The following is a 12,515-nucleotide window of genomic DNA, read 5'->3' on the forward strand; positions in this document are numbered from 1 at the left end:
GAGCACGTGTTTGACGTACACGGGGTCAGAGGTTCAAGTCCTCTACCGCCCACCACCCCAAGAGCCCCGGGCCGCAAGGCTTCGGGGCTTTCTTCGACTCGACGTCCGGCGAAGAGACCGGGGCGTCGCTCAGACCGTACTTCCTTTCGAGGGTTCGGGACAGGGTTCGGGATGCGGTAGACACGCTGGCGTCGATCCGCCGCGCGGGGATCTCGCGGCTCCGGACGGCCTGCCTCGGCACCGGGGTAGGAGTCCGCGGAGGTCCCCGGTCTGAGGAAGCCGCTGCCGCATCGCCGGCAAGCCATCGGGAAGACGGCGGACGGTATGCATCCTTCCAGCTCTTCCATAAAGACGGAACTCGTCCCACTTCCTACACTTGCCCATGGGTCGGCCTTCCGGCCCCGGACGAGGGGCGACCCGACTCCCGCCTGGAAAGAGGTGCTGCCTTTGAAGCGAAGCGAACATGGCCTCGCCACCCGCAAGGGGGGTTTCCTCCGGCGTGTGCTCGTTCCCGTCGCCCTCGCCGGCTTGGCGGTCGCCTGGGCCCTGCCCGCCCGGCCGGCGCAGGCGACGAGCGTCTACACGGTCCAGCCCGGGGATTCGCTCTACGCGATCGGTCAGGCCCACGGCGTGGACTACCGCGCCATCGTGACGGCCAACGAGCTGACTTCCAGCTGGATCTACCCGGGTCAGCGGCTCTTCCTGCCGAGCCCGGGCCAACCGTACACGGTCCAGCCGGGGGACACGCTCTGGAAGATCGCCCAGCGGTTCGGGGTGGGCGTGGCCGCCATACGCTCGGCCAACGGCCTTCAGAGCGACTGGATCTACCCGGGACAGGTCTTCTCGATCCCGACCTCCACGGACCCCGGCGGCGGCGCACGGCCGCCCGCCCCGGTCCCGCGTCCCGTGGTCCGGCTGGCCCCGGGTGAAAGGGATCTGCTGGCGCGCCTGGTCACCGCCGAGGCGGGCGGTGAGCCCTTCCTGGCCCAGGTCGGCGTGGCGGCCGTGGTCCTCAACCGGGTACGCAGCCCCCTCTTCCCCGACACCGTGAGCGGCGTGATCTACCAGGTGGACGCCTGGGGCAACTACCAGTTCACCCCCGTCCTGAACGGGTGGATCAACCGCCCGGCCACTCCCAGCGCCTACCAGGCGGTGGACGAGGCGCTCTCCGGCAGCGACCCCACCGGCGGCGCACTCTACTTCTGGGCGACCGGCGAGATCAGCAACACGTATCTTTTGGGCCTGCCGGTGACGGCGCAGATCGGGCACGTCACCTTCGCCCTCTGACGCGCGGGCCCGCACCGGGTTCGTCCCGGCAGACGGTTCCATGGCCAGGAGGGGCGGCTCCCGGGGGGCCGCCCCTCCTGGCCCGGCCGCCCGTGGGGGAAGCGCCGGTGCCGGCAGCCGATCGCCCCCTGGACGGAGCCGGCCGGCAGGTGCAAGATGGCAGACTGGCAGGAAGCTCTCCAGGCGGGCCGTGCAGGCGACGGACGGCGCGCCCGTGACGCCGGAGGCGAAGGCCGTGGCCGTGGATTCCATTCTCCGCCCACTCTTTCAGCGCTTGGCCGTCAGCCGCACCGCCGTCCGCCTGGCCCACTCCCGCGGGCTGAGCAGGGCGGCGCGGCGGTTCGTGATCGCCGAAGGGCTGGACGAGGCCATCCGCGGAGCGGCGGAGCTGAACGCGCAGGGTGTCGGTGTCACCCTGGACAACCTGGCCGAGTCGACGCGCAGCCTGGGGGAGGCCGAGGCGGCCGCCGCCGAGGTCCGCAGCATCCTGGAGGCGGCGGAGGCGGCGGGCCTGCCGGACACCAACGTCTCCGTCAAGCTGACGGGTTTCGGCATCGACCTCTCCGAGGCCGACTGCTACCGGCTGACCGAGGGGGTGGTCCGGCGGGCGGCGGCCGGGGGGCGCCTGGTCTGGATCGACATGGAGTCCTCGGCCTACGTCGACCGGACGCTGGCGACCTACCGGCGGCTGCGCGAAGCCGGCCTGGAGAACGTGGGCGTGGTGCTCCAGGCCTACCTCTACCGGACGCCGCAGGACCTGGAGGCCCTCTCCCCGTATCGCCCGGCGGTCCGCATCGTCAAGGGCGCCTACGCGGAGCCCCCGCGACGGGCCTTGCAGGACCGGCAGACCATCCGCCTCGCCTTCCGGCGGCTGGTCATGGCCAGCCTGCAGAATGGCAACTTCACCGCCATCGCCACCCATGACGACGAACTGATCGGGCCGCTCCGCCAGTCGCTTCGTGAGGCCGGCATCGACCGGACGCGCTTCGAGTGGCAGATGCTCTACGGGATCCGGCCCGAGCTGGCACGCCGGCTGGTGGCCGAGGGTGAGCACGTGCGGCTCTACGTCCCCTTCGGGCGCGCCTGGTTCCCCTACTTCATGCGCAGGTTGGCCGAGCGGCCGGCGGACCTGTGGCTGCTTCTGGGCCGCTGAACGGGAGTCCGCTGTAACCGTCCCGTAACCTTTCGCGCACCTCCGCCGGCGCTTCTGCGGCTCCTTTCCTCGAATCCCTCTCAGGGAAGTCCGTTTCGGAGGAAAGGAGTGAGGGAGCATGCAGAGGCCGAGGCGGGGCCTGATCGCGCTTTTCGCGCTGCTCGCGCTGGTCCTGGCGGTCACCCCGGGTCTCACGTCGGCCGCCGGGCCCAAGAAAGGGCAGGTGGCGACCGCGGTGCGCTTCGGGGACCTGGAGGAGTACCCCTGGGCGGAGGCGGCCGTCGAGGCGCTGGCGGAACGGGGCGTCTTCCAGGGCACCGCGGCGGGCACCTTCTCGCCCTCGGGCTTCACGAACAGGGCTGAGATGGCGGCGGTCCTGGGACGCCTGGAGGGTTGGCAGCCCACGCCGGCCCAGTCGGCCTACGCGGCACGCTTCCGCGACGCCGGCGCGATTCCGGCCTGGGCGCGGGCGTGGGTGGCCGTGGCGGCCCGGAACCGGGTCCTCATGGGTTACCCCGGCGGCCGGTTCCAGCCGCAGGAGAAGATCACCTGGGCGCAGCTGGCGGTGCTCGTCGCCCGCGTCTTCCAGTACCCGCCTGTGCCCGCCGGGCGGGTGGCCGAACTCCTGGCGGAGCTGCCGAGAGGGGCCCAGACGCCCTACTGGGCGGCGGAGGCGGTGGCCCAGAACGTGGAACAGGGGAACTTCCAGGGCGTGCTGCGCTACCTCTACGACCCGAACCGGCCGGTGACCCGGGCGGAGCTGGCGCTCTTCCTGGAGGCCGCGGTGGAGCACCGGAACCCGCAACCGCCGGCGCCGCAGCCCTCGGTGCTGGTGGGGACGGTGACCGCCGTCACGTATAGCGACATCACCCTGAGCCTGCCCCGCCTGCCGGCTGCCATCACGGTCACGCTGCCCCTGGCCGGCGACGTGAGCGTCAGCGTCTACGGCCAGCCGGGCAGCCTCGCGGACGTGACGGCGGGGGCACAGGTGCGGGTGACCGTGGACGCCGCGGCGCGCGTCACCTCCATCACCGTCCTGCCGCCGCCCCTGCCGGCTCCGGTCGAGTCGGTGACCGGCTTCGCCGTCGGCTGGAGCCCGGACGGCCGGACGCTCGGCGTCTATACGCCGACGGGTTCGTCGCCGGGTCTGCACAGCTACGTCCTCCTGCCCGGCGCGCGGGTCACGCTGGACGGCCAGCCGGCGGAGGGGAAGTCGGAGAGCCTTCTCGGCCAGAGCGTCAGCGTGGCGCTGGATGCGCAAGGGCAGGCCGTGGGCGTGGCCGCCACCACGCCGGCCGCGCCCGTGGTCCGCGTCTGGGGTTACCTGGTGGGCACGGCCACGGGCGGGACGACGGAGATCTACCGGGACGGCATCTTCACCCCGGTGGATCTGGGCACGCATCCGCTCGCCTTCCGGGGTGGCCAGACCGTCGACCCGTCCACCCTCTCGGCCGGAACCCCGGTCGTCGTGGACCAGAAGGCCCTGGCAGACGGCTCGGCGCTGGTGATCGTCGCCGGATCGGCGGAACCCTGACCGACCGGGCCCCGGGCGCCAGAGCCTCGTCCGGGCGCCCCGGGGAGCCGGAGCGGCCAGGCTGAGCGCTGCCGAAAGGGGTGCGGAGTAGAGCCCCGCCCGTCCGGGCGGGGCTCCGCCGCACGCCCGGGCCGGACTCCGCCGCATGTCCGGGCCGGACTCCGCCTCCCCTCTCATCCCTTTCCCTCCCCGCGCTGCGAGCCCGGGTGCGTGCCGGTGTGCCAGGAACTTCCCGCCCTTGGCGCGAAAGCCTCCGTGGCCCGTGAGGGGGTACGAACCGCCGCGCCCGAGGGAGGAGGTTCCCCATGCCAGTCGACCCACTCGACCTGTTGGAGAGCCGTCGTTGGTTACGGGAGGATGAGCGCCAGATCCGCGATGCCGTCCGCCGCTTCGTCGACCAGGAGGTTCTGCCCCTGGTCCGGGAGGCATGGGAGGAAGGGCGCTTCCCCCGCGAGCTGATCCCGCGCATGGGGCAACTCGGCCTGCTGGGGGCCGACCTCCCCGAAGAGGTCGGCGGGGTCGGGATGGAGGCGGTCGGGTACGGGCTGGTGATGCAGGAGCTGGAACGGGCCGACTCCGGCATCCGCAGCTTCGCCTCCGTCCAGGGCGGGTTGGTGATGCACGCCATCCACGCCTTCGGTTCCGAGGAGCAGCGGCGGCGTTGGCTCCCCAGGCTCGCCCGCGGCGAGGCGGTCGGCTGCTTCGGCCTGACCGAGCCGGGTGCCGGCAGCGACCCGGCCGCCATGCGCACCCGGGCGCGGCGGGAGGGTTCGGGCTGGCGGCTGAGCGGGAGCAAGATGTGGATCACCAACGCGCCCATCGCCGACGTGGCGGTGGTCTGGGCGCGGGAGGAGAGCGAGGCGGGTCCGGGCCGCGTGCTGGGCTTCCTGGTGGAGCGGGGGACGCCCGGATTCCGCGCCGAGCCCATCCACCACAAGGCGTCCATGCGCTGCTCGGAGACGGGTTCGCTGGAGCTCCAGGACGTCCGGGTGGACGAGCAGGCGCGCCTGCCCGGGGCGGAGAGCCTGCGCGCCCCCCTCTCCTGCCTGGACCAGGCGCGTTACAGCATCGCCTGGGGGACGGTGGGCGCGGCTGCGGCCTGCCTGGAGGAGGCGCTGGCCTGGGCGCAGGCGCGGGAGAGCTTCGGCGCGCCCATCGCCGCCCGCCAGATGATCCAGGAGCGGCTGGTGGCCATGGCCTCCAACCTGGCGGAGATGCGCATGACCGCGCTCCAGGTGGGCCGCCTGAAGGAGGCCGGCGAGCTGGACCCCGTCCAGATCTCCCTGGCCAAGCGGAACAACGCCCGCAAGGCGCTGGAGATCGCCCGCCAGGCCCGGGCCATCCTGGGCGCCAGCGGCATCTCCCTCGAGTACGCCTCCATCCGCCACATGCTCAACCTGGAGACGGTCGAGACCTACGAGGGGACGTACGAGGTGCACACCCTCGCCCTGGGCCGCACCATCACCGGTTTCAACGCCTTCGGCCGCTGACCGCCGCCAGCGCCCGGGCCAGCTCGCCGAAGAGGCTGGCCCGGGCCAGCCGCACGACGAGGAAGGCCGCCGCCAGCACCAGGTAGATCCCCGCCACCACCATGCGCACCGATTCCACCGGTAGGACGAACTGGACGGCGAAGAGGCCGAGGAGGCCGATCGCCTCGAGCTTCGAGAAGTGGAGCTCGGTCAGCAGGAGGACGCCCAGGAGCGACTGGGCGGCGGTCAGGAGCAGTTCCTCCACGCCCACCGGGGAGAGCGGCATGGCGGCGGGCCGCCCGAGGCTGAGGCTGTAGGCGATGGGGATGGAAGCGATCAGAAGCGTCCACTGGTTGAGCTTGGAGGAGACCAGGTTGGCCATGCCCTTGGGCGCATGGACCACCGTGGCCGCCCAGAGGAAGGCGGTCAGGCTCTCGGGGAACTCCGAGAGGAAGGGCGCCACCCACTGGATCAGGAAGAACTCGGAGATCCCGAACCCCCTGGCCACCCCGATCACCCCGTCGATGAAGGGCTCGGCCCCGAAGAAGATGACGAAGGCGCCGAAGAGGATGAAGCCGCCGACGGCCAGCGCCTTCTGCAGGCCGGGAAGGCGCTTCACCGTGGCCCCCACCCCGAGGGCCGGTTCGTCCTCCTCCTCGGCCACCGGCAGGCGCATCGCCATCCAGACGTAGGCCAGGTAGACGGCGACCAGCACCGCGCTGTCGAGGAGCGTGATCCTGCCTTCCAGGACGATGACGAAGGCGTAGGCCGAGGCGATGAGGAGGAAGAGCACTTCCACCGCCTGGTGGCGCGAGAGCTCGATGCCGTCGAAACGCTGCCCCCGCCGCCGCGCCATCCACCACGCCAGGAACAGGACGACCGGCCAGCCCAGACCCAGGAGCAGCCGGTTGGAGCCGGTCATGGAGGAGATGGCCAGGTCGGTCCGCTGCTGCCAGGCCAGGATCACTTCGAAGGAGTACTCCGGAGCCACCTCGATCAGGGCCAGAACGGCCAGGGCGACGGCCTGCGGCACCACCGTCTCCAGCCCCTCCACGGCCCAGGCCAGGAACATGGAGGCGGCGACGATGGCCAGGCCGGTGACGGCGGAGACCACCAGCGGGTTGTCGCGGCCGAAGCCGGCGAAGAGGACGAGGACAAAGGGGACCAGGGTCAGCGCCAGGAGAAGGATCTGCCTTCGCTCCGACGGGCTGAATCCCGGGTTCGGCGCGGGCGGCTCCTCGGGGCGACGATGACCGTGGGGAGCAGGATGCACCACCGGACCTCCTCACTCACCCACCCGGCCGACAGCGAGACCTTCACGCCGACCGGGGCGTGAAGGTCTCGCCTGCAAGGATCGCACGGCCGGCCGGGCGGCGCTCCCGAGGGGAGGCCCCGTGTTGACGACCGAACCGACCGCCCCCTCGGGGCGGCGGCTACTCCCCTTCACCGAAAGTGACACGCGTTGGCAGGATTATATCCCTTCGAGCCGCTGCCTGGCAGCCCTGCCCTCAATCCAGCAGGAGGCGGCGCAGGATCTTGCCCGCGGCGCTCCGCGGCAGCGCCGGCAGGAAGCGGACCTCCACCGGCAGCCCTTCCAGGCCCAGGCGCCTGCAGCGCTCCTCCAGCTCGGCACGGCTCACCTCCGGCGCCGCCACCACCACCCGCAGGCCGGTGGCCGTCGTCGAGCCGGGTTCCCGGCCCAGGGGGACCACCGCCGCCTCGCGGACGCCCGGCGAGGCCGAGAGGGCGCTCTCCAGCGCGTGCACGTCCAGAAGGTGCCCGTCGATGCGGACCAACTGGCTCCGGCGCCCCGCCAGGAAGAGGTGCCCTTCCTCGTCCAGCCAGCCCATGTCCCCGGTGCGCCAAAAGCCGCGGTCAAGGCCGGCGGCGCGGCTGCGTTCCTCGCCTCCGGGGCCGAGGTAGGCTCGGGCCAGGCCGGGCGAGCGGAGCACCACCTCGCCCGTCCGGCGCGGGGGGAGCGGCTCGTCCGCCTCGTCCAGGATGGTCACCTGGCGGTGCCGCACCGGCCGCCCCACCGAGCCGTCCAGCGGCTCGCTCCAGGCCAGGCGCAGCGTCATGATCCCCGCCTCGGTCGAGCCGTAATCCTGACCGATCCGCCGCCCGTACGCCTCGGCGAAGGCGTCGTGGACCCCCCGCTCCAGAGGCGCCCCCGCGCTGAGGAAGCCGAGCACAGAGCGGAAGGCGTCCGGCTCGGCCTCCCCTTCTACCAGCCTGCGGTAGAGCAGCGGCACCCCAAAGAGGAGGGCCGGCCGGCTCCGCCTCGCCAGCGCCACCACCGGCTCCCGTTCCGGCCCCGGGGCGACGGCGACGCGGCCGCCCAGGGCCAGGGGCGTGAGCGTCCCGCCCACCAGGGCGTACGAGTGGGCGAGGGAGGTGGCGACCAGGGTGGAGAGGACGAGCTCGCGACCGGCGTCGGCGGCGAAGTCCACGATCTCGTTCCAGACCGCTGCGCCGGTGCGGACGGCCAGCTTGGAGGGCTCATCCGCCCCCGAGGTCAGCTGGGCGATCAGGTCGCCGGGCCGCCAGCCCGCGCCCCGCCCCTCCCATCGCTCCAGCCGCAAGCCCAGCGCATCGATCCGGCCTGCCACCGGGCGTCCCGTGGGGCCCGCCTCCAGGGGAAGCAGGAGCCACCGCGCTCCCGCCTCCTCCGCCCGGCGGACCATCTCGGCGTGCGGCAGGGTCGGCGGGAGGAGCGCCGCCGGCCGGCCGTCGGAGGCGGCCGCGAGGAGGGCGGCCACGAAGGCGAGGCCGTTGGGGAGCGCCAGGGCACCGGGGTCGAGCGCCTGCCCGGCGGGGGCGGTCGCCTGCAGGAGGTGTCGCACCTCCCTCGCCGCTTGCTGGAGATCGCCGTAACGGGCGGCCCCTCCGGGCTCGACCAGGGCGACCGCCCCGGGCTGCCGTCCCGCCCATCCCAGGACCGCCTCGGCCCAACGCGAAGCGGCGCCCGCCACCGCCCCGGCAGGCTCGGCCGCCCGTGGCCGGCGGGCGGGCGCCCTTCTTCTCTTCCGTCCCGACGTCGCGGAAGGTCACCTCCCCGTTGTCAACCGAGAATACGGGAGGGCGGGGGCGGCCCCCTGCCCGTGCGGCGCACGGCAGCCGGACATTTGCTAACGTGGGGGTACAGGCCGGTCGCGGCTTCCGGACGAGGAGGGGAGAGTGGGGCGTGACCGAGGTGCTGCTGGTCGACGACGAGAGCTCCATCCGCAAGCTGCTGGAGTTCAACCTGCGCAAGGCGGGCTTCCAGCCGCTCCTCGCGGGCACGGGCAGGGAGGCCATGGAGATCCTGCGCACGCGGCATCCCGATCTGGCCATCCTGGACGTGATGCTGCCGGACTGCGACGGCTTCGACCTCTACCGCCGCATCGCCGCCGAACGGCCGATGCCGGTCCTCTTCCTGACGGCGCGGGACAGCGAGGTGGACCGGGTGCTGGGGTTGGAGCTGGGCGCCGACGACTACGTGACCAAGCCCTTCTCGCCGCGGGAGCTGGTGGCCCGGGTCCGCGCCATCCTGCGCCGTACGGAGCGGGCCCGGGAGGCGGCCGACGGGCGGGCGCCGGTCGGGGAGGAGGCGCCGCTCCTCCGCTCCGGCGACCTGGTGATCGACGTCCGGGCCCACCAGGTGCGGCGGGGAGGGCGCGAGGTGCCGCTCACGCCGAAGGAGTTCGAACTCCTTCTCTACCTCGCCCGCCACCGGGGGGTGGCGCTCTCCCGCGAGACGCTGCTGCAGGCGGTCTGGGGCGACGACTTCTTCGGGGACCGGCGGGTGGTCGACGTTCACGTCCGTCACCTGCGCGAGAAGCTGGAGGCCGATCCCGCACGGCCGGTCCTCATCCGGACGGTCCGCGGCGTAGGGTACCGTTTCGGGGGGTGATGGCGTGTCGGCGCCTCTGGGGCTCTTCCTGGCGGTGGCCTTTCTCGCCGGCCTGCTTCTGGGAGGCTGGCTGCGCGAGCGCTCCTGGCAGGCGGCGGCGACCCGTTGGCGGGCCATCCTGGAGGGGTCCGGGAGCGCCGAGGAGCTGGAGGCGCCCCCGGCCATGGTCGACCTCTTCCGCGTGGCCCGGAACCGGCTGCGCGAGCTGGCGGGCGAGGTGGAACGGTGCCGGCAGCGGACGCACCTTCTGGAGGAGTCGATCCGCACCCTGCCCACGGGGCTGATCCTGGTGGACCGGGAGGGGCGGGCGCTCCTCTTCAACCCCGCCTTGACCGAGCTCCTGGGCATCGCCCGCAGCCGCGTCCAGGCCGGGCGGCCGCACATCGAGCTGCTCCAGAACTTCCGCCTGAGCGAGATGGTGGACCGGGTGCTCGAGGACGGTGTGGAGCGCGCCATGGAGGTGGCGCCGGCCGCCTTTCGCGACCGCTACCTGGAGGCGCGCTGCGTGCCGCTGCGGGCTCCGCTTCCCGAGGCCGGGGCGGGGGAGAAGGGCGCGGCCGGGCCGGGGGAGCGGACGGAGGCCGAGGGACGGCACCAGGGGGCGCTCCTCGTCCTCCACGACGTCAGCGCCATCCGCCGGGGGGAACGGCTCCGGCGCGACTTCGTCGCCAACGTCTCGCACGAGTTGCGGACGCCGGTCACCTCCATCCTCGGCTTCACCGAGACGCTCCTCGACGGCGCCATCGACGACCGGGCCCTGGCCCGCGAGTTCGTGGGCATCATCGAGGGGGAGGCGCGCCGCCTGGCGGCCATGGTGGAGGAGCTTCTGGACCTGGCGCGCCTGGAGGCCAAGCAGGTGGAGCTCAACTACCGCACCTTCCTGGTGGCCGACCTGGTGCGCGAGGTGCTGGACCGCTTCCGTCCCCTGGCCAGCCAGCGGAGCGTCGGGCTGGAGAGCGACGTCGACTCCTCGCTCCAGCTGGAGGCCGATCGCGAGCGGGTCGCACAACTCCTGGGCAATCTGGTGGACAATGGGATCAAGTATACGCCCGAGGGGGGGACGGTGCGGGTCCGCGCCCAGGGCGCCAGCCGCCAGGGGAAGGGAGGCGTCCTGCTGGTAGTGGAGGATACGGGGCGCGGGATCCCGTCCGACCAGCTGGACCGCATCTTCGAGCGCTTCTACCGGGTCGGCGAGGGACGCGAGCGGCCCGAGTCCCAGGCGGGCGGGAGCGGTCTCGGCCTGGCCATCGTCAAGCACATCGTGGAGGTACACGAAGGCACCGTCGAGGTCTGGAGCGAACCGGACAGGGGATCGCGGTTCGAGGTCTGGTTGCCCGCCCAGGCACCGGGCCGTTGAGGCGGCCCCGGGTTTCGGGGGGGTGCCGAAGGGAGGAAGCACCCATGCCGAGGGAAAGCTTCAACGCGCAACTGGAGGAGCTGCGCAGCGCGGTGCTGAGGATGGGCAGCCGGGTCGAGGAGGCCATTCAGACCACGATGAGGGCGCTGGTGGAGCGCGACGTGGCCCTCGCCCGCGCCGTGGTCGAGGGCGACGACGAGATCGACCAGATGCAGCACGGGGTGGAGCAGCTGGCCTCGCGCCTCATCGCCCTGCAACAGCCGCTGGCCGGCGACCTGCGCGTGATCATCAGCGCCATCAAGATCAGCGGCGACCTGGAGCGTATCGGCGACAACTGCGAGAACATCTGCAAGGTGGTCATCCGCCTGGACGGCAAGCCCTACGTGAAGCCGCTCATCGATGTGCCGCGCATGGCCGAGCTGGCCAGGAGCATGCTGCGGGACACGCTGGAGGCGTACGTCTCCCACGACGTGGGTGCGATCCGGAACCTGCCCGAGCGCGACGACGAGGTGGACCACCTCTACTCCCAGGTGCTGCGGGAGCTCCTCACCTACATGATGCAGGATCCGCAGACGATCCAGCAGGGGCTCGAGCTGCTCCTCGTCTCCCGCTACCTGGAGCGGATCGCGGATCACGTCACCAACGTGGGCGAATCGGTCATCTACCTGGAGACGGGCGAGCACGTCGACCTGAACGCCTGACGGCGGACCTGTCCCGGGGCGGTCGGGCGGCGGACAGGCGGCGGCAGGGCCGCCGCGGGCTGGAGGTGCTCGGGTGAAGCAGCTCTACGGAGGCATCGACCTGGGTGGGACCAAGATCGAGTCCGTGATCTGCGACGACACGGGACGGGTGCTGGCTTCGGACAGCCGCCCGACGCCGCTGGGGAGCGCCGGGGCGCTGCTGGCGGGGCTGGTCGCCTCGCTGGAGGCCACCTGCCGGAGCCTCGGCCTGCGGCCGGACGAGTTGGCGGGCGTCGGCCTGGGCGCCCCGGGCCCGCTGGACGCCGAGAGCGGCATCCTCCTCGAGCCGCCCAACCTGGGCGGTCTCCGCGACCTGCCCCTGGCGGGACCGCTGGCGGAGAGGCTGGGGGTCCGTTGCTTCCTGGAGAACGACGCCAACGCCGCCGCCCTGGGCGAGTTCACCTTCGGCGCGGGACGCGGGGCGCGGGACGGCGTCTACGTCACCCTCAGCACTGGCATCGGCGGGGGCCTCTACCTGGACGGGAAGCTGTACAGGGGCGCCGCCGGGACGGCCGGCGAGATCGGGCACATGATCCTGGAGCCGGGTGGACCGCTCTGCGGCTGCGGGCGACAGGGCTGCTGGGAGGCGTTGGCCTCCGGGCGGGCGCTGGCCCGGGAGGCGCGAGCGGCGCTGGAGGCGCTCCCGCCGGGACCGGAGCGCGACTGGTGGCTCCGGCGGCTGGACGGGCGGCTGGATGCGGTCACCGCCCGCGACGTCTTCGCCGCGGACGAGGCGGGCGTGGCCCCGGGACCGGAGCTGGTCGAGCGGGAAAGCTTCTGGGTGGGGGTCGGCCTGGCCAACCTGATCCAGATCCTGGCGCCGCGGCGGATCGTGGTCGGCGGGGGCGTCAGCAGGGCCGGCGAGCGGCTGCTCGGCCCGGCGCGCGCGAAGGCCCTGGAGCTCGCCTTCGCCAGCGCCACCCGCGGGCTGGAGATCGTGCGGGCCGGGTTGGAGGCGCCGGGGGCGGTGGGAGCCGCCACGGTGGCCCTGCGGAGGCTGCAGGAGGCGGGCTGACCCGCCCGCGAGGCGCCGGCCGGGGCCTGGACAGGCGGTATACGGGCTGGAGGGGGGCTCATATACTA

The 12,515-nt window shown here is 72.9% G+C and carries 10 protein-coding genes; 8 read left to right on the plus strand and 2 right to left on the minus strand.

From position 1 onward, the window contains the following. Positions 1-447: 447 nt before the first annotated feature. The 4 genes from QJR14_00005 (at position 448) to QJR14_00020 (ending at position 5,464) form a co-directional block, all read left to right on the plus strand. The gene (locus QJR14_00005; protein ID MDI3316011.1) at positions 448-1,287 is read left to right on the plus strand and encodes a LysM peptidoglycan-binding domain-containing protein; all 840 of its coding nucleotides are present in this window, start codon (positions 448-450) and stop codon (positions 1,285-1,287) included. A gap of 190 nt (positions 1,288-1,477) precedes the next feature. Beyond that, positions 1,478-2,440, plus strand: coding sequence for a proline dehydrogenase family protein (locus tag QJR14_00010; GenBank protein MDI3316012.1), 963 nt, complete (start codon positions 1,478-1,480; stop codon positions 2,438-2,440). 118 nt (positions 2,441-2,558) lie between these two features. After that, complete coding sequence (locus QJR14_00015; GenBank protein MDI3316013.1) at positions 2,559-3,974, plus strand: S-layer homology domain-containing protein; 1,416 nt, start codon at positions 2,559-2,561, stop codon at positions 3,972-3,974. A gap of 305 nt (positions 3,975-4,279) precedes the next feature. Further along, positions 4,280-5,464: an acyl-CoA dehydrogenase family protein gene (locus QJR14_00020; protein MDI3316014.1), complete on the plus strand. Its 1,185-nt coding sequence runs from the start codon at positions 4,280-4,282 to the stop codon at positions 5,462-5,464. Here QJR14_00020 and QJR14_00025 read toward each other — a convergent pair. Together QJR14_00025 and QJR14_00030 are read right to left on the minus strand one after the other, a co-directional pair. Then, entirely contained in the window at positions 5,445-6,716 is a 1,272-nt protein-coding gene (locus tag QJR14_00025; GenBank protein MDI3316015.1) for a hypothetical protein, read from the minus strand. The genes QJR14_00020 and QJR14_00025 overlap by 20 nt on opposite strands. Positions 6,717-6,951: 235 nt before the next feature. After that, positions 6,952-8,415, minus strand: coding sequence for a class I adenylate-forming enzyme family protein (locus QJR14_00030; GenBank protein ID MDI3316016.1), 1,464 nt, complete (start codon positions 8,413-8,415; stop codon positions 6,952-6,954). 212 nt (positions 8,416-8,627) lie between these two features. On the opposite strand from QJR14_00030, the gene QJR14_00035 reads away from it, so the two are divergent. The 4 genes from QJR14_00035 (at position 8,628) to QJR14_00050 (ending at position 12,447) form a co-directional block, all read left to right on the plus strand. Continuing rightward, positions 8,628-9,335, plus strand: coding sequence for a response regulator transcription factor (locus QJR14_00035; GenBank protein MDI3316017.1), 708 nt, complete (start codon positions 8,628-8,630; stop codon positions 9,333-9,335). Positions 9,336-9,339: 4 nt separating this feature from the next. Further along, the gene (locus tag QJR14_00040) at positions 9,340-10,692 is read left to right on the plus strand and encodes an ATP-binding protein (protein ID MDI3316018.1); all 1,353 of its coding nucleotides are present in this window, start codon (positions 9,340-9,342) and stop codon (positions 10,690-10,692) included. 44 nt (positions 10,693-10,736) lie between these two features. Next, a complete protein-coding gene (gene phoU, locus QJR14_00045; protein ID MDI3316019.1) occupies positions 10,737-11,393 on the plus strand; it encodes a phosphate signaling complex protein PhoU in 657 nt (218 codons plus the stop codon). Between the two features lie 73 nt (positions 11,394-11,466). Beyond that, on the plus strand, positions 11,467-12,447 hold the full coding sequence (locus tag QJR14_00050; GenBank protein MDI3316020.1) for an ROK family protein: 981 nt from the start codon (positions 11,467-11,469) through the stop codon (positions 12,445-12,447). Positions 12,448-12,515 lie beyond the last annotated feature (68 nt).

The organism is Bacillota bacterium, assembly GCA_029961055.1.
Lineage (GTDB): Bacteria > Bacillota > Sulfobacillia > JAIMAT01 > JAIMAT01 > JAIMAT01.